This window comes from Sphingomonas aracearum (genome assembly GCF_003345355.1).
Taxonomy (GTDB): domain Bacteria; phylum Pseudomonadota; class Alphaproteobacteria; order Sphingomonadales; family Sphingomonadaceae; genus Sphingomonas; species Sphingomonas aracearum.
Map to the genome: position 1 here is coordinate 552,619 of NZ_QQNB01000001.1, position 15,231 is coordinate 567,849.

At 67.4% G+C, this 15,231-nt stretch carries 19 protein-coding genes and 1 tRNA gene; 16 read left to right on the plus strand and 4 right to left on the minus strand.

Annotation, left to right across the window (positions count from 1 at the left end):
• Nucleotides 1-21: 21 nt before the first annotated feature.
• The 6 genes from DVW87_RS02695 to DVW87_RS02710 all read left to right on the plus strand — a co-directional run bounded on the left by DVW87_RS02695 (nt 22) and on the right by DVW87_RS02710 (nt 5,217).
• Nucleotides 22-861, plus strand: coding sequence for a hypothetical protein (locus DVW87_RS02695; protein WP_147276189.1), 840 nt, complete (start codon nt 22-24; stop codon nt 859-861).
• A 187-nt stretch (nt 862-1,048) separates the two neighbouring features.
• Complete coding sequence (locus tag DVW87_RS02700) at nt 1,049-1,393, plus strand: hypothetical protein (RefSeq protein WP_147276190.1); 345 nt, start codon at nt 1,049-1,051, stop codon at nt 1,391-1,393.
• A gap of 28 nt (nt 1,394-1,421) precedes the next feature.
• The gene (locus DVW87_RS17690) at nt 1,422-1,724 is read left to right on the plus strand and encodes a hypothetical protein (protein ID WP_147276191.1); all 303 of its coding nucleotides are present in this window, start codon (nt 1,422-1,424) and stop codon (nt 1,722-1,724) included.
• Nucleotides 1,702-2,487, plus strand: a complete 786-nt coding sequence (locus tag DVW87_RS02705) for a nucleotidyl transferase AbiEii/AbiGii toxin family protein (RefSeq protein ID WP_175312234.1) — start codon at nt 1,702-1,704, stop codon at nt 2,485-2,487. Before DVW87_RS17690 ends, DVW87_RS02705 begins: the two co-directional genes overlap by 23 nt.
• A 37-nt stretch (nt 2,488-2,524) precedes the next feature.
• Nucleotides 2,525-2,911 (plus strand): hypothetical protein, encoded by a 387-nt coding sequence (locus tag DVW87_RS17695; protein WP_147276192.1) that lies wholly within the window; start codon nt 2,525-2,527, stop codon nt 2,909-2,911.
• Nucleotides 2,912-3,165: 254 nt separating this feature from the next.
• Nucleotides 3,166-5,217 (plus strand): NAD(+) synthase, encoded by a 2,052-nt coding sequence (locus DVW87_RS02710; protein WP_114686215.1) that lies wholly within the window; start codon nt 3,166-3,168, stop codon nt 5,215-5,217.
• Between the two features lie 54 nt (nt 5,218-5,271).
• Here DVW87_RS02710 and DVW87_RS02715 read toward each other — a convergent pair whose 3' ends face one another.
• Nucleotides 5,272-5,637, minus strand: a complete 366-nt coding sequence (locus DVW87_RS02715; RefSeq protein ID WP_114686216.1) for a DUF6481 family protein — start codon at nt 5,635-5,637, stop codon at nt 5,272-5,274.
• Between the two features lie 36 nt (nt 5,638-5,673).
• Nucleotides 5,674-5,763 (minus strand) — tRNA-Ser (locus DVW87_RS02720).
• 135 nt (nt 5,764-5,898) lie between these two features.
• Between DVW87_RS02720 and hspQ the strand changes: the two genes are divergently transcribed.
• The 4 genes from hspQ to DVW87_RS02740 all read left to right on the plus strand — a co-directional run bounded on the left by hspQ (nt 5,899) and on the right by DVW87_RS02740 (nt 7,733).
• Nucleotides 5,899-6,279 (plus strand): heat shock protein HspQ, encoded by a 381-nt coding sequence (gene hspQ, locus DVW87_RS02725; RefSeq protein ID WP_114686217.1) that lies wholly within the window; start codon nt 5,899-5,901, stop codon nt 6,277-6,279.
• A gap of 129 nt (nt 6,280-6,408) precedes the next feature.
• A complete protein-coding gene (gene rplU / locus DVW87_RS02730) occupies nt 6,409-6,714 on the plus strand; it encodes a 50S ribosomal protein L21 (RefSeq protein WP_114686218.1) in 306 nt (101 codons plus the stop codon).
• A gap of 31 nt (nt 6,715-6,745) precedes the next feature.
• The gene (rpmA, locus tag DVW87_RS02735; RefSeq protein ID WP_114686219.1) at nt 6,746-7,018 is read left to right on the plus strand and encodes a 50S ribosomal protein L27; all 273 of its coding nucleotides are present in this window, start codon (nt 6,746-6,748) and stop codon (nt 7,016-7,018) included.
• Between the two features lie 169 nt (nt 7,019-7,187).
• Complete coding sequence (locus tag DVW87_RS02740; RefSeq protein ID WP_181814691.1) at nt 7,188-7,733, plus strand: GNAT family N-acetyltransferase; 546 nt, start codon at nt 7,188-7,190, stop codon at nt 7,731-7,733.
• Between the two features lie 8 nt (nt 7,734-7,741).
• Here DVW87_RS02740 and DVW87_RS02745 read toward each other — a convergent pair whose 3' ends face one another.
• The gene (locus tag DVW87_RS02745; RefSeq protein WP_181814692.1) at nt 7,742-8,617 is read right to left on the minus strand and encodes a metal-dependent hydrolase; all 876 of its coding nucleotides are present in this window, start codon (nt 8,615-8,617) and stop codon (nt 7,742-7,744) included.
• Nucleotides 8,618-8,697: 80 nt separating this feature from the next.
• Here DVW87_RS02745 and DVW87_RS02750 point away from each other — a divergent pair, with 80 nt between their 5' ends.
• The gene (locus DVW87_RS02750; RefSeq protein ID WP_114686222.1) at nt 8,698-9,282 is read left to right on the plus strand and encodes a TetR/AcrR family transcriptional regulator; all 585 of its coding nucleotides are present in this window, start codon (nt 8,698-8,700) and stop codon (nt 9,280-9,282) included.
• A gap of 32 nt (nt 9,283-9,314) precedes the next feature.
• Here DVW87_RS02750 and DVW87_RS02755 read toward each other — a convergent pair whose 3' ends face one another.
• The gene (locus DVW87_RS02755) at nt 9,315-10,301 is read right to left on the minus strand and encodes a helix-turn-helix domain-containing protein (RefSeq protein WP_181814693.1); all 987 of its coding nucleotides are present in this window, start codon (nt 10,299-10,301) and stop codon (nt 9,315-9,317) included.
• 124 nt (nt 10,302-10,425) lie between these two features.
• Between DVW87_RS02755 and obgE the strand changes: the two genes are divergently transcribed.
• The 5 genes from obgE to spt all read left to right on the plus strand — a co-directional run bounded on the left by obgE (nt 10,426) and on the right by spt (nt 15,226).
• The gene (obgE, locus tag DVW87_RS02760) at nt 10,426-11,472 is read left to right on the plus strand and encodes a GTPase ObgE (protein ID WP_114687023.1); all 1,047 of its coding nucleotides are present in this window, start codon (nt 10,426-10,428) and stop codon (nt 11,470-11,472) included.
• A 48-nt stretch (nt 11,473-11,520) separates the two neighbouring features.
• Entirely contained in the window at nt 11,521-12,621 is a 1,101-nt protein-coding gene (proB, locus tag DVW87_RS02765; protein ID WP_114686224.1) for a glutamate 5-kinase, read from the plus strand.
• A complete protein-coding gene (locus DVW87_RS02770) occupies nt 12,618-13,523 on the plus strand; it encodes an NAD-dependent epimerase/dehydratase family protein (protein ID WP_114686225.1) in 906 nt (301 codons plus the stop codon). Before proB ends, DVW87_RS02770 begins: the two co-directional genes overlap by 4 nt.
• A 72-nt stretch (nt 13,524-13,595) precedes the next feature.
• Nucleotides 13,596-13,838, plus strand: a complete 243-nt coding sequence (locus DVW87_RS02775) for an acyl carrier protein (RefSeq protein WP_114686226.1) — start codon at nt 13,596-13,598, stop codon at nt 13,836-13,838.
• A 125-nt stretch (nt 13,839-13,963) separates the two neighbouring features.
• Nucleotides 13,964-15,226, plus strand: a complete 1,263-nt coding sequence (spt, locus tag DVW87_RS02780) for a serine palmitoyltransferase (RefSeq protein WP_114686227.1) — start codon at nt 13,964-13,966, stop codon at nt 15,224-15,226.
• Nucleotides 15,227-15,231 lie beyond the last annotated feature (5 nt).

Below are 15,231 nucleotides of genomic sequence, written 5' to 3' on the forward strand. Positions count from 1 at the left end.
CCATGTCAGAGGGAAGACGAAATGCCCAAAGTCAGAATGAAGGACGGGAACGAGGTCCTCGTGCACGATGACGCGATCGCCGCCGTGCTGGTCACCCTGAAGATCGAGATCACCGACGCCGCCAAGGTCCGCAATGCGGCCGAGGACGTCTATCGTGGTTACGAGGCGCGAATCGGACAAGAGCCGACCGAAGGAGAGGTCGACTCGATGTTCGGAAGCCCGGACGCGCCGGATCTTCCCGCCTGCATCAACTTCCTGTTCCCCTCGCACTGGTCAGGAGCGGACGTCTTGGACATCGGGATCGATGTCGTCGATGTTCACGGCGAAGCCGATGGCACGAGCAAGAACGCCGATGCCGACGAGGACGGCGCAACGACGAGATCGCCGACCGAGCCTGCCATGGAGCCGACGCACCCGGTCACCTTCCAGCACGTCCTCGACGGGATCTCCGAGGTCATCAACGCGCCGGCCGATCCCGACAAGACACGTGCAAGCCTGAAGCACCTCAGGCGCAAGGGCTTCCCGAGCGCTGGCAAGGGATCGGGACGCGCTCTCGAATACACCAGGGACGAGTTCGTCCTCATCCTGATCGCCTACCATCTCATGTCGATCGGACTGACGCCGGAATACACCGCCGCGATCGTCACCGCGAACGCGGAAGGCATCCTCGCCGATCATGACGAGGTGGAGGAGCCCTTCATGTTCTTCCAGCCGCGAGCGGTGAACGACTCCTTCGACGGGACCGTCCCGCCGGTGAGCTTCATCGCCAGGCAGGACATCCTGGCCGCGATCACGGGCAGGGGAGCGATCTTCCTGCCGCTGAAGCCGGTTAAGCGACTGGCCGCACGCATCGCGCCATGAGACGGACCAGTGAAGATCGAAGATGTGAAGCAGCTCTCGTTCAAGACCTCTCGAATGTGTTACCATAGACGATCGAAAAGATCCGGGGCGGCGGTCAGGAGATGCTGAGCATCCCGACCCACCCCTTACGATCGCAGGTCGGAAGGATTATGATCGAAGCGAATTGAGGCAGCAGAGCCCGGAGCAGATGACGATGATCGATGGCCACGCCGTCAACGAACGGTTTCGACTGATCACCCATCAGCACTATGCCGATCGCATCGCCGCCGACCCCGGTATCGTGAACGCCGCGAACGACCTCGTCAGTTCCCGCCTTGCGGACGGAAGCATCACCCTGGCCGACAGGATGTGGGGCGTGCTTCTGACGATGAGCGTCGACGAGATACGATCGGCGATGCTGAAGGACGACCCCGATGGTCGACTTCTCAGATCGGGCAGTCCATTCTCCGAACTGCTCGGTGAGCAGGACCAAGGAGCGAGGAGTCGGCTGTGGAACAGGGCAAGGGCCGAACTCGCGGCTTCGCGAACATAGCTCAAGACGAAGAAAGCGGAGTGTCGCCATGGGAATGCCGGCCGAGCAGCAGGATCGAACGAAGGGGGACGGGTTCGGTCACATATTCCAGAAGAACAGGTGGTGGTCGAATCCCGGACTCTCCGACGTCGATACCATGATCGCCATGATCCTCGCCGACCCGACGAGGGTGGATCTGGCTCTCGCAGCCGCGCTCTGGGGCATCGATCGCATGGAGCGCGTCAGGTCCGACATCGATGCCGAACTCACGCCGCTCCACAGGCAGGTCCTGGATCCCATCTACGCGTCAGTCCTGCAGGGGGTCCGTCATGCGCACGAGCGCGCTGCCTGAGGCCACAAGACGCGTACTCGAGCGCGCCGGCCGCGTCGTCGATCTCGCAACGGACCATCTCCTCATCGGCGGCACCGCGATGACCCTGCACGTCGCCCATCGCGTCAGCGAGGATCTCGACTTCGTGCAATTCGGCAAGGAGCTGGACCGTGCCCGCATCGGGCGGATACTGACCCAGCTTCGAGCTGCGGAACCACCGGAACTGGTGACCAGCCTCGTTGCCAGACAGCATTTCGACAACGAGGGCTACGACATCGACGACGTCCATCAGGACTGGATGGTCGACGGCGTCAAGGTCACCTTCTTCTGTCCGGACCGTCGAGAGGAATTGGACGTGCTGAAGAAGGCCGCACCCGAATCCCACGGCGCCGTGCCGGTCGCCGATCTCGATACCATCTTCCGTCTCAAGGCCATGGTCGTCGCAGAACGCTGGACGTCGCGGGATGCCTTCGACCTACTTCACTTCGTCGAACGGCAGGGTCGCAGCATGTCGGAGATCGATGAGGTCCTCCGACTCAAGCGCCCGCACTATCCGTTCGACAGCCGCATGGGTCTCCTCACAAGGCCGTTCACCTCCTTCGATCCAGGATTCCAGTCGATCGAGCCCAATGCCCCGCAGACGATGGCGGAGCTGGCCGAGAGGATGAAGGCGACAGTGAATGGATACATGCGCAAGACGAAGAAGGCAGCCCTATCCTCGGTCTCCAAGGGCATGGACGATCTACCGCCTCCCGATGCCCGCGACACCTCTCGTGAACGGTGACGGATAGACACAGCGAATGAACGCCCTCCAAGAAGTCATGGCGAAACTGTTCCGGGGTATCCACCGGGTCGACGCGGTTCGAGCAACCACCGCTTCGGAAAGGAGCGAGGCGGAGAACCGTGTGCTGAACCTCATGTACGATCCGGTTCGTGAAGGGGTTTGGGAAGCCCCTGGACATACCCACGACAAGGCCGCCGACTGGCATGGTCCTCAAGGTTCTTCCCCGCCCATGATCGACCCGCCAGAGGGTCACGCGTACGGCTTCCCGAAGTCAGCGCCGACCTCAGCCGAAGCAGGGCCGTTCCTTGCAGGACTGAAGGAATGGCTCGTCGAGAACGGTTATCCTGAGGAATTTATCGATCGCTACGACGCAGGCCGGACCACTCGCATCATCGGCAGATTCACGGACGAGCCAGAATGTTGATGCGACTGCCCATCCGCGTCTGGCGCCGTGAGATGACGATTGCCTGGCGATTGCCCATACGTCCAAACGCCACTCCCTGACCGCATTCCACAAGGGGTGGATGACCGGCATGCATAGAAGGCGTCCATGTCGACATGGATGATCTTGCGCGTCACGGCGCCGATATAGAACAGACCGGCAACGCTGGGAACCACTGGCGCGCCGGTGCGCTGCCGCGGTGACAAATTCTTGCCCAACGAGGTAGTGCCCCGCACATGGCCGACACGCACCCCTTCTACTCCATCCACCGCCACGGGCTGATCCGCTGCGCCGCCGCCACCCCGCGGGCGAGCGTGGGCGACGCCGCCGCCAATGCCGAGGCGACGATCGCATTGGCCCGGCGCGCGCACGACGAGGGGTGCGACCTTGTCGTGTTCCCGGAACTGAACATCACCTCCTACGCGATCGACGACCTGCACCTGCAGACCGCGCAGCAGCAGGCCACGGAGGCGGCGCTGACGGCGGTGCTGGAGGCATCGCGAGAGCTTCGCCCGGTGCTTCTGGTCGGGGCCGCGCTGCCGCGCAACGGGCGGCTGTATAATTGCGCGGTGGTGATCCGGGGCGGCAGGCTGCTGGGCGTGGTGCCCAAGAGCTTCCTGCCCAACTACCGGGAATATTACGAAAAGCGCTGGTTCGCGCCGGGCGTCGGGATCACCGGCGATTGCTGGATCACGGTGGCGGGACAGAGCGCGCCGTTCGGCACCGACCTGATCTTCGCGGCGAGCGACCTCGAGCATTTCGTGTTCCATGCCGAGATCTGCGAGGATTATTGGGCGGCCACTCCGCCCTCCACCGCCGGGGCGCTGGCCGGGGCGCTGATCTGCTGCAACCTGTCCGCCTCCAACATCATCGTCGGCAAGGCGCGCGACCGCGAGTTGCTGTGCGCGGCGCAGTCGATGCGGGCGGCGTGCGGCTATGTCTACTCCGCGGCGGGACCGGGCGAGAGCACCACCGACCTGTCCTGGGACGGCCAGGGCATGATCCACGAACTGGGCGACGTGCTGGCCGAATCGGCGCGCTTCACCAGCGACGATCTCGTCATCGCCGATGTCGATGCGGAGCGGATCGAGCAGGAGCGGATGCGGATGGGGACGTTCAACGACGCCGCCCGCGCCGCCGGCGATCCGGAAAAGGCGTTTCGCCGGGTCGCCTTCGAGCACCAGCCGGACTTCGCCGATGTCGGCCTTCGCCGCGTGATCCGCCGCTTCCCGTTCGTGCCGAACACGCCCGAGCGGCTGGACGAGGACTGCTACGAGGCCTTCAACATCCAGGTCGAGGGCATCGCCAGGCGGATCGCCGCGGCAGGCGCCGAGCGACTGGTGATCGGCGTGTCGGGCGGGCTCGATTCGACGCACGCGCTGATCGTGATCGCCAAGGCGATGGACCGGCTGGGCGCGCCGCGCGAGAATATCCTGGGCTTCACCCTGCCCGGCTTCGCCACCGGCGAGGGCACCAAGGCGAACGCCTGGGCGCTGATGAAGGCGCTGGGCATCACCGGCGCGGAGATCGACATCCGCCCCGCCGCCACGCAGATGCTGGCCGACATGGACCACCCGTTCGGGCGCGGAGAGCCGGTCTATGACGTGACGTTCGAGAACGTGCAGGCGGGCCTGCGCACCGATTATCTGTTCCGGCTGGCCAATCAGCGCAACGGCCTGGTTGTCGGCACCGGCGACCTGTCGGAGCTGGCGCTCGGCTGGTGCACCTATGGCGTGGGCGACCAGATGAGCCATTATGCGCTCAATGCCGGCGTGCCCAAGACGCTGATCCAGTATCTGATCCGCTGGTGCGTGAAGACGAACCAGTTCGATGCGGAAACCGACCGCGTGCTCGAGTCGGTGCTGGCACAGGAGATTTCACCGGAGCTGGTGCCGGCCGATGCCTCAGGCGCGCTGCAAAGCACCGAAAGCAAGATCGGGCCGTACGAACTCAACGACTTCTTCCTGCACTATGTCGTGCGCTACGGCCTGTCCCCGTCGAAGATCGCGTTCCTGGCCTGGCACGCCTGGTCCGATGTCGAGGCCGGACGCTGGCCGATCGGCTTTCCGGAAGAGGCGCGGCATGCCTATGACCTGCCGACGCTGCGCCACTGGCTGGAGAATTTCGTGCGGCGCTTCTTCGGCATGAGCCAGTTCAAGCGCTCGGCCATTCCGAACGGGCCGAAGGTCTCGGCCGGCGGCGCGCTGTCGCCGCGCGGCGACTGGCGCGCGCCGTCGGACGGCACGGCACGGATATGGCTGGAGGAACTGGCCGCGAACCTGCCGTGAGCAGCCGGAGCGTCGCGCCTGACCGGCCCCGGCCGGCAGGCCGATAGCGAGGCGTTAGCGCTTGCGGGCCTTGCGCGCGGCGTAGCGGGCGTCGCGGGCCGCCTTGGCATCGAGAAGCGACTGCGCGGCGCGGTTCTTTTCCGCTTCCTTGGCGGCGATGGCGGCGGCAGCGGCCTCGGCCTCTGCGCGACGCGCTTCTTCTTCCGCTGCGATCCTTGCGAGCCGGGCTTCCTCCTCGGCCGCCTTCTTCGCCGCACGCTTCTCCGCGGCAGCCGCTTCCTTCGCCTCACGCGCGGCAAGGCGCGCGGCGGCGACCTCCGGATCCATCGTCGGCTTGTTCTTCAGCGTCTCCAGCGCCTTCAGCTTGGCGCTCTGGGAGAGAGCTGCACGATCCTGGAAGGTGGGAGTCTTGTACGCCATGCGAGGTCTGTGCCGTCCTTTGTTGTCAACAGATAATGGCGGAGAGGGTGGGATTCGAACCCACGTTACGGTTCCCCGTAAACCGCATTTCGAGTGCGGCGCGATCGACCACTCTGCCACCTCTCCGCGAGGATGTTCGGTAACGCGCGGGGTGCCCGATTGGGTGCGCGCGGGGTCGAAGGAGGGGCCCTCTATCGCAATCGTTCCGGCCCTGCAAGCGTGATGCTTGTGCAGCGCGGCAGGAACATTAGATTGGCTGTCATGCACCGTTCGATCCCGCCCGCCCTTCCCACCGACACTTCCCTGCCCCTGCCGATCGTCGCCACCGCGCGCTTCTCCATCGGCGATGTGGTGCGCCATCGCATGTTCGACTTTCGCGGCGTCGTGTTCGACGTCGATCCGATCTTCGCGAACACCGACGAATGGTATGACGCGATCCCCGCCGACATCCGCCCGGCCAAGGACCAGCCCTTCTACCATCTGCTCGCGGAGAACGGCGAGTCGAGCTATGTCGCCTATGTCAGCCAGCAGAACCTGCTTGCCGACGACAGCGACGAGCCGATCGACCATCCCGCCATCGCCGGCCTGTTCGACCGGTTCGCCGATGGCCGCTATGCGCTGCGCCGGGAACACCGGCACTGAGCCGCACGGCCGGGCCGCAAACCTTCACGGGTGCGGTTGACAGAATCGAGCCGCTCCCATAAGTCGCCGGTCTTTCCCGTGTCGGGCGCGCCCGGCGCGGACACAAGCATTTGAAGGTAAACGGAAGCCATGTTCGCAGTCGTGCGCACGGGCGGCAAGCAGTATCGCGTCGCCGCCGGAGACAAGATCGTCGTCGAGAAGCTCGATGGCGAGGCCGGTTCCTCGATCACCCTCGGCGACGTCCTGCTCGCCGGCGAGGGTTCGGAGCTGAAGCCGGTGGACGGCCTGACCGTCGCCGCCGAGATCGTCGCGCAGGCGAAGGGCGAGAAGGTCATCGTCTTCAAGAAGCGTCGCCGTCACAACTACCGCCGTCGCAACGGCCATCGCCAGCAGCACACGATCCTGAAGATCACCGCCATCGGTGGCCAGGCGTAAGCGCAGCGACAAAGAGATCAGGAGCTAGACAATGGCACATAAGAAAGCAGGCGGTTCGTCGCGCAACGGTCGCGATTCGGCCGGTCGTCGCCTTGGCGTGAAGAAGTTCGGTGGCCAGGAAGTGGTCGCGGGCAACATCCTCGTGCGTCAGCGCGGCACCAAATTCTATCCGGGCACCAACGTGGGCATCGGCAAGGACCATACCCTGTTCGCGCTGACCGACGGTCGCGTCGCATTCCACCAGGGCAAGCTTGGCCGTAAATTCTGCTCCGTAGAGATGCCGGCGGCGATTGCTGCCGAATAACATCGGGTAACCAGCCGGGTTGCCCACCAGGGTGACCCGGGTTCCATCACGGAACCAGTTTCAAAAGGGAGACGGGTCACCCCGGCTCCCTTTTTTCTTGCTCCCTCCCCTGCCCTGTCGCGTGGGAGTCACGTCTCTCCGGCAAGGGCGCTGCCCAAGGAGAGTGTGCATGTTCGCGAGAACGCCCCGTTTGACGCTCCGGCCCGGCTGGCCGGAGGATGCCCCTGCGCTTGCCCGCGCCATCGCGCATGAAGCGGTGATCGAGAAGCTCGCGCGCGCACCCTGGCCTTATGCGCTGGGCGATGCCGAAGCGTTCCTCGCTTTGCCGCGCGGCGCCGCGGAGCCGCGCTTTCTCGTGCTGAGCCATGAGGCGGACTATCCGGCGATCGTCGGCGGCATCGCCATCGACCGCACGGGCGACGGCGGGGCGGAGTTCGGCTATTGGTTCGCCCCGCAGGCCTGGGGTCGCGGCTATGCGACGGAGGCAGGGCGCATCGTGATCGACATGGCGCGGCATGCGCTGGGTCTGCGGCGGCTGGATGCATGCCACCACCTCGACAATCCGGCATCGGGCCGCGTGCTCACCAAGCTCGGCTTTCGCCCGACCGGCGCGATCGAGCAGCGGCCGTCGCTCGGCCGCGGCGGGGACGTGCCGTGCGTCCTGTTCGAACTCGACCTGTCCGGCGCCGGCGACGAGGTGCGAATGGCCGCCTGAGCCCTGGCTCAGGCGGCTGCCGGCACCGCCGCCTTCTTCGCAACCGGCATGATCGCGTCGACATAATCGCTTTCCGCCAGGCCGATCAGCGCGCGATCGTCGAGCTTCCACGGGTGAAAGCCCGGCAGAAAGAACTCCGCCCAGGTCCAGGCGACCTTGCGCGCCATGCCGGGGCGGCCGAGCGCATAGCGGATCAGCCCCCATTTGGCGCGCCAGCCGGTGATGCCGTCCTGGCGCAGCAGCTCGGTCATGCCCTTCGCCCGGCCGTTCACGAAGCGGGCGGTGGCGATCAGCATGACCAGCGACTTGATCTTCCACCGCTTCCAGCGCGACCAGTGGCGGGTTGCGTGCAGCCAGGTGTCATAGGCGACGCCCTTGTGCTCGATCTCCTCGGCCGCGTGCCATTTCCACAGCGCCACCGCGTCCGGGTCGCCGCCTGCGAGATGGCGCGGATCGGCGATCAGTTCATGGGCGAGGATGGCGGTGAAATGCTCCAGCGCCATGGTGGCGGCCAGGCTGGCGATCGGCGGGCGCCCCTTGGTGATCGCCAGCACGCGATCGACCTCCGCCTCCAGCGAGCGCACGTCATAGCCCTGGTCCGCGACGTGCCGGTTGAAGGCGACATGCTCGCGGGTGTGCATCACTTCCTGCTTGATGAACGCCTGGATCTCGCCCGCCAGCTTGGGCGGGGTGCCTTCGCGGAACGCGCGCACGCTGTCGACAAAGAAGCCCTCGCCCTTGGGAAAGGTGACGGACAGCGCGTTGTAGAAGGCGGTGGCGAACGGATCGTCGTTCAGCCACCAGCGACGGATCGCCTTGCCGCGGCCGAAGCGCACGTCGCGCGGCGTGATGGTGAGGTCGGCGGGAGTGGTTGCTTTCGCCACGTTTTGCTCCAAACAGGAACGCCAGGGCCGATGGACGACCGGCTTGCTGACACTCGTGTAAATAGGTTCCGCGCTCCTCCGTGTCAATTTCCCGCCGCCGGCTGCCCCCCGAGGAATCGCGCGATGCCGCGATCGAGGCGGCGCGTGCGCTGCTGGTGGAGGAAGGGCCGCATGCCGTGACGCTGAAGGCGGTGGCGGCGCGGGTCGGCCGCACCCATGCCAATCTGCTGCACCATTTCGGCTCGGCCGCGGGCTTGCAGGAGGCGCTGATCCGGCACCCGGCCGAGACGATCACCGCGCAGATCGCCGCCGCCGCGCGGCGCGCGCGGGCGACCGACCAGGACCCGCGCGAAGTGGTGGACCTCACCTTCGACGCGTTCGCGCAGGGCGCCGCCGCCATGGCGAGCTGGATGATCCTGAACGGCAACCGCAACGCGCTGGATCCGATCCTGGAGGCGATCCACCGGCTGGTGGACGACCTGGCCGAGGGGCGCGCGGACAGCGCCGCCAATCTTGCCGAGGAGACGCTGCAACTGGTGCTGGTGGCGCTGGGCGATGCCTTGCTGGGCGGACCGATGGCGCAGGCGCTCGGCCTGCCGCGCGAGACGGCGCGCGCGCTGGCCACCCGCGCGCTGCTGGCCACCGCGAAGACGCGCCCGCTCTAGCCGGTCCGCCCTGCCGCGCCGGAGCGGAGCCCCTAAGGTTCCCGCGCTTCGGCGGCCTGCGCGCGATACTCGCCCGGGGTTTTTCCATAGGCTTCCCGGAACAGCCGGCCGAGATAGGCGGCATCGCAGAAGCCCCAGCGGTCGGCCAGCGCGCCGATCGTCGGCTGCGGACCCGGCGCACCGAGCACGGCGGCGACACGCTCCAGCCGGCGATGGCGGATCCAGGCCTGAATGCCGTTTTCCTCCTCGAACAGGCGATACAGCGAGGAGCGCGACAGCCCCGCCCGCCGGGCGAGCCGCCCCACGGTGAGCGTCGGCGAGCCGAGATTGTCCTCGATATCGCGCAGCACCTGCTCGCGCGCGGCGACCAGTGCGGTGTCGCGATCGAGCCGATGGCCGAGCTGGCCGGCAATGCCCGCGTGCAAAAGGCTGACGAGTGTCTGGTCGGCCCTCCCCGCCTGATCGAGCCGCAAGGTGCCGGCAAGCGCACGCTCCTTGATGCGCGCGGCATTAGCCAGGATCAGCCGGGCGGCGTCGGGCTGGAGCGCCATGCCATGCGCGCTCGCGCCGCCGGTCATCGCGTCGATCTCTTCGCGCGAGAGCAGGAGTGCGAGACAGGAGCAGTTCTCGGAAAAGTGCGATTGTTCGCGCCGGAAATCGGTGATGATCACCGATCCGCCCGGCACCGACAGCGCCGTTCCGTCCATGTCGCCGCGCGCCCCACCCGTGAAGCGGACGTTGACGACCACCGCCTCCATGTCGTCGCGCAAGTGTCGGGCCGTACGCTGCCAGTGCTGTGCCGAGATGTCGGTGAAATGCAGCGGCCGCGGGCCGAGCGAGAACCAGGCGGTGCGTGCGCGGAACTCCGTCTCGGGCCGGCTTTCCATGAACCGGGAGGGGCTGAGCGGATGCTCCTCGCGCCACGCCGCGAACCGATCCTGCGGCGCAAAGGCGTCGGTGGTGAAGCGCGTGACCGGCACGATGCCGCCCGAGCCTTCGCCCCCGTGATCGACCTGCATTTTCGACTTCCCCCCGCCCGGTGATGTACGGCATGTGCCCACAAGTAAACAGAAATGCGGCGGCATCGGCCCAATGTGGCGCGCGGGGCTGTCGGCGGCGGCGTGGTCGAGCTATGGCGGGGTCATGCATTTCCTCGACCAGGCAAAGATCTATGTCCGCTCCGGCGCGGGCGGCCCCGGCGCCGTCAGTTTCCGGCGCGAGAAGTTCATCGAATATGGCGGCCCCGACGGCGGCAACGGCGGCAAGGGGGGCGACATCGTCTTCGAATCCGTCGCCGGCCTGAACACGCTGATCGACTTCCGCTACACGCAGCATTTCCGCGCCCCGCGCGGCCAGGGCGGCTCCGGCAGCAACCGCACCGGCGCGGGTGGCGACGATCTCGTCATCCAGGTGCCGGTGGGCACGCAGATCCTGTCGGAGGACAAGGAGGAGGTGCTGCTGGACTTCACCAGGGCCGGCGAGCGCCTCGTGTTCCTGCGCGGCGGCGACGGCGGGCGCGGCAATGCCAGCTACAAGACCTCCACCAACCGCGCGCCGCGCCAGCACGGCACCGGCTGGCCCTATCAGGAGGCCTGGGTGTGGCTGCGGCTCAAGCTGCTGGCCGATGCCGGGCTGGTCGGCCTGCCGAACGCGGGCAAGTCCACCTTCATCAACCAGGTGACGAACGCCCAGGCGAAGGTGGGCGAATATGCCTTCACCACCACCCGGCCGCAGCTGGGCGTGGTGCGCCACAAGCAGCGCGAGTTCGTGGTGGCGGACATCCCCGGCCTGATCGAGGGCGCGGCCGAGGGCGCCGGCATTGGCGACCGCTTTCTCGGCCATATCGAGCGGTGCCGCGTGCTGCTGCACCTGGTCGACGCCAATGACGAGGACGTCGCCGAATCGTACCGGGTCGTGCGGGACGAGCTGGAGGCCTATGGCGCCGGTCTCGTCGACAAGCCGGTGGTGCTCGCGCTCAACAAGATCGACACGCTGGACGACGAACTGATCGAGGCGCTGGTCGGCGAGCTGGAGGAGGCCAGCGGAGCCGAGGTGATCCCGATTTCCGGCGCGAGCGGCGTGGGCGTGGACTGGACCCTCGACAAGCTGCTGGAGGCGATCGGACCCGAAGCGGCGACGGTGGGCGACGGCGACGAGGGCGAGGACGCGATCGAGTGGTCGCCGCTCTGACGGGCGCGCCGATTGGCGGCCCGGCGCGACTGCGCTAACGCTTCGGCGATGCTGTTTCCGCCCGCTTCCTGTTCGCGGCTGATCGTGAAGATCGGGTCGGCGCTGCTCGTCGGCGCCGACGGCGAGGTGCGACGCGACTGGCTGGCGGGGATCGCTGCCGACATCGCCGCGCGCGCGCGCGCCGGCCAGCAGGTTGCGGTGGTGTCGTCGGGCGCGATCGCGCTGGGGGCACGGCGGCTGGGGCTGGCCAGGGGCGGACGCGCCAGCCTGGAGGACGCGCAGGCCGCGGCCGCGGTGGGGCAGATCGCCTTGTCGCAGGTATGGGCGGCCGTGCTCGGCGCGGAGGGGCTGACCGCGGCGCAGATGCTGGTCACGCTGGACGACCTGGAGGATCGCCGGCGGTACCTCAACGCCGCCGCGACGCTGGACCGGCTGCTGTCCCTGCGCGTCGTGCCGGTGCTCAACGAGAACGACAGCGTGGCCACCGCCGAGATCCGCTTTGGCGACAATGACCGGCTCGCCGCGCGCGTGGGACAGGCGGCAGGCGCGGGCGGCGTGCTGCTGCTGTCGGACGTGGACGGGCTGTATGACCGCAATCCGGCCCTGCCCGGCGCCCACCATATCGCGCGGGTGGAGCGGATCGACGGCGCGGTGGAGGCGATGGCCGACCATGGCTCCGCCTCCGGCATGGGCTCGGGCGGCATGGTGTCCAAGATCTCGGCGGCGCGCATCGCCAACGCCGCGGGCGCGCATCTGGCGATCGCCTCGGGGCGGGTGGAGCGGCCATTGTCGGCCGAGGCGCGGCATACCTTGTTCGTGGCGGAGCGCGCCGCGCCCGCGCGCAAGGCGTGGCTGGCCGGCGGGCTGACGGCGCGCGGCACGATCCGCGTCGATGCCGGTGCGGCGAAGGCGTTGCGCGGAGGCGCGAGCCTGCTGGCGGCGGGGGTGACCGCGCTTGAAGGGCGGTTCGGACGCGGCGATCTGGTGGCGATCGTCGGGCCGGACGGGCCGCTGGCGCGCGGGCTCGCGGAGTATGACGCAAGCGAGGCGGAGCGGCTGATCGGGCGGCGGAGCGAGGAACATGGCGCGCTGCTGGGCTATGCGCCGCGGTCGGCGCTGGTGCACCGCAGCCACATGGCGCTGCTGTGAGCGTGCTCGCGGTGACCGGGGCGACCGGGTTCGTCGGCAAGCGCTTCGTGGCGCTGGCGGTGGAGCGCGGCCACCACGTGCGCGCGCTGACGCGGCGGCCGCAACCGGAACAGGCGGGGGTGACGTGGGTTGCCGGGAGCCTCGGTGATCCGATGGAGCAGCTGGAGTTGATGCGGGGGGCGGATGCCGTCGTCCATATCGCCGGCGTCGTAAACGCCCCGTCTGCCCGCGCGTTCGAGATGGGTAATGTGATCGGCACCATGTCGATGCTGGATTCGGCCATCGGAGCGGGCGTCCGCCGCTTCGTTCATGTCTCCTCGCTTGCCGCGCGCGAGCCGGAGCTGTCGCTTTACGGCGGTTCCAAGGCCTCGGCCGAGCAAGCGGTGATGCGGTCCGATCTCAACTGGGACATGGTGCGGCCACCCGGCGTGTACGGGCCGGGTGATCTGGACCAGCTGGAGCTGTTCAAGATGGCGCGGCTGGGCCTTGCGTTCCTGCCGCCGCCGGGCCGGCTGTCGCTGATCCATGCCGACGACCTTGCGGCCCTGCTGCTGGCGCTGGCGACCGCGCCGGCTACAGGGGCGGTGTATGAGGCCGATGACGGGCAGCCCGGCGGCTACAGCTATGCCGAGTTCGCGCGGGCGATCGGCATGGCGGTGGGGCGGCGCGTGCTGCCGATGAGCCTGCCGCCGGCGCTGCTGCGGCTGGGCGCGGCGATCGACCGGCGGGTGCGCGGCGACAAGGCGCGGCTGACGCGCGACCGTGTGAACTATTTCTGCCATCCCGACTGGACGATCTCGCCCGACAAGCGTCCGCCGGGAACGCTGTGGCGGCCGCAGATCGCGACGGCCGACGGGTTGCGCCAGACCGCGCAGTGGTATCGCGCGAACGGCCTGCTATAGCATCCGGCCGAAAAGCAGCCGCATTTGGCTGGCACCAATCCCCTTCCCTCCCCATTCCATTCGAGGAAGCCGATGAGCGACCGCACCGAAATCTTCGACACCGTCACCCGCCTGATCGAGCCGTTCAACAAGAAGCAGGCGGAGCTGGGCGAGAGCACCACGTTTCAGGGCGATCTGGAGTGGGACAGCCTGACCGTGATGGACTTCGTCGCCGCGATCGAGGACGAGTTCGACATCATCATCACGATGAACATGCAGGCCGAGATCGAGACGGTCGGCCAGCTGGTCGACGCGGTCGAGAAGCTGAAGGCATAATAACCCGTTCGTCTCGAGTAGCTGTCGAGCGCAGCCGAGACGGCGTATCGAGAGTTTTTGTCTCGATACGGGATCTCGACAAGCTCGATCCCTACTCGACACGAACGGTTGGGATACATGACAACATGACCGAAACCGGCCTCCAGCCCGAGACCCTGCCCGCCGACCCCGCCCCGCTCGCGCCGGAACGCGACCTGATGAGCAAGTTCGACCCGCTGATCGCCGAGCGGCAGGCGCTGCTCGACAGCGGCGTGACCGATCCGTTCGCGATCGTGATGGACGAGGTGCGCTCGCCGACCGAGGCGGTCATCAAGGGCCGCGAGACGATCCTGCTGGGCACCTACAATTACATGGGCATGACGTTCGACCCGGACGTGATCGCCGCCGGCCACGCCGCGCTGGACCAGTTCGGTTCGGGCACCAACGGCAGCCGGATGCTCAACGGCACCTTCCGCGACCACATGGAAGTGGAGCAGGCGCTGCGCGACTTCTATGGCGTATCGGGCGCGATCGTGTTCTCGACCGGCTACATGGCCAATCTCGGCATGATCTCCACGCTCGCCGGCAAGGGCGAGTATGTGATCCTCGACGCCGACAGCCACGCCTCGATCTATGACGGCTGCAAGCAGGGTTATGCTGAGGTCGTGCGCTTCCGCCACAACGACGTGAACGACCTGGACAAGCGGCTCGGCCGCCTGCCGAAGGAGGCGGGCAAGCTCGTCGTGCTGGAGGGCGTCTATTCGATGCTCGGCGACGTCGCGCCGCTGCGCGAGATGGTCGCCGTCGCCAAGAAGCACGGCGCGATGGTGCTGTCGGACGAGGCGCATTCCATGGGCTTCTACGGCCCCAACGGGCGCGGCGTGTACGAGGACCAGGGGCTGGAAAGGGATGTCGACTTCGTCGTCGGCACCTTTTCCAAGTCGGTCGGCACGGTGGGCGGCTTCTGCGTGTCCAACCATCCGAAGTTCGAGGCGATCCGGCTCGCCTGCCGCCCGTACATCTTCACCGCCTCGCTGCCCCCGAGCGTGGTCGCGACTGCCGCGGCTTCCATCCGCAAGTTGATGACGGCGGAGAAGAAGCGCGCGCAGCTGTGGGAAAACGCTCGCAAGCTCCATGGCGGGCTGACCGCGATGGGCTTCAGGCTCGGCACCGCGCAGTGCGAGAGTGCGATCGTGGCGGTGATCCTGGAGGATCAGGAACAGGCCGCGGCGATGTGGCAGGCGCTGCTCGACGGCGGGCTGTACGTGAACATGGCGCGCCCGCCCGCGACGCCGGCGGGCACGTTCCTGCTGCGCTGCTCGCTGTGCGCGGAACATACGCCCGCGCAGATCGACCGCGTGCTGGGCATGTTCGAGGCGGCAGGGCGCGCGGTGGGCGTCCTGGCTTGAGCCTT

Bases quoted from the DNA above. Each gene is read 5' to 3' on its own strand.
- rplU (WP_114686218.1), top strand. From the start codon at position 6,409: ATGTTCGCAGTCGTGCGCACGGGCGGCAAGCAGTATCGCGTCGCCGCC.
- DVW87_RS17695 (WP_147276192.1), top strand. From the start codon at position 2,525: ATGGCGAAACTGTTCCGGGGTATCCACCGGGTCGACGCGGTTCGAGCA.
- DVW87_RS17690 (WP_147276191.1), top strand. From the start codon at position 1,422: ATGGGAATGCCGGCCGAGCAGCAGGATCGAACGAAGGGGGACGGGTTC.
- proB (WP_114686224.1), top strand. From the start codon at position 11,521: ATGCTGTTTCCGCCCGCTTCCTGTTCGCGGCTGATCGTGAAGATCGGG.
- obgE (WP_114687023.1), top strand. From the start codon at position 10,426: ATGCATTTCCTCGACCAGGCAAAGATCTATGTCCGCTCCGGCGCGGGC.
- DVW87_RS02710 (WP_114686215.1), top strand. From the start codon at position 3,166: ATGGCCGACACGCACCCCTTCTACTCCATCCACCGCCACGGGCTGATC.
- DVW87_RS02700 (WP_147276190.1), top strand. From the start codon at position 1,049: ATGACGATGATCGATGGCCACGCCGTCAACGAACGGTTTCGACTGATC.
- hspQ (WP_114686217.1), top strand. From the start codon at position 5,899: ATGCACCGTTCGATCCCGCCCGCCCTTCCCACCGACACTTCCCTGCCC.
- DVW87_RS02755 (WP_181814693.1), bottom strand. From the start codon at position 10,301: ATGCAGGTCGATCACGGGGGCGAAGGCTCGGGCGGCATCGTGCCGGTC.
- DVW87_RS02740 (WP_181814691.1), top strand. From the start codon at position 7,188: ATGTTCGCGAGAACGCCCCGTTTGACGCTCCGGCCCGGCTGGCCGGAG.
- DVW87_RS02775 (WP_114686226.1), top strand. From the start codon at position 13,596: ATGAGCGACCGCACCGAAATCTTCGACACCGTCACCCGCCTGATCGAG.
- spt (WP_114686227.1), top strand. From the start codon at position 13,964: ATGACCGAAACCGGCCTCCAGCCCGAGACCCTGCCCGCCGACCCCGCC.
- DVW87_RS02715 (WP_114686216.1), bottom strand. From the start codon at position 5,637: ATGGCGTACAAGACTCCCACCTTCCAGGATCGTGCAGCTCTCTCCCAG.
- DVW87_RS02705 (WP_175312234.1), top strand. From the start codon at position 1,702: ATGCGCACGAGCGCGCTGCCTGAGGCCACAAGACGCGTACTCGAGCGC.
- DVW87_RS02695 (WP_147276189.1), top strand. From the start codon at position 22: ATGCCCAAAGTCAGAATGAAGGACGGGAACGAGGTCCTCGTGCACGAT.
- rpmA (WP_114686219.1), top strand. From the start codon at position 6,746: ATGGCACATAAGAAAGCAGGCGGTTCGTCGCGCAACGGTCGCGATTCG.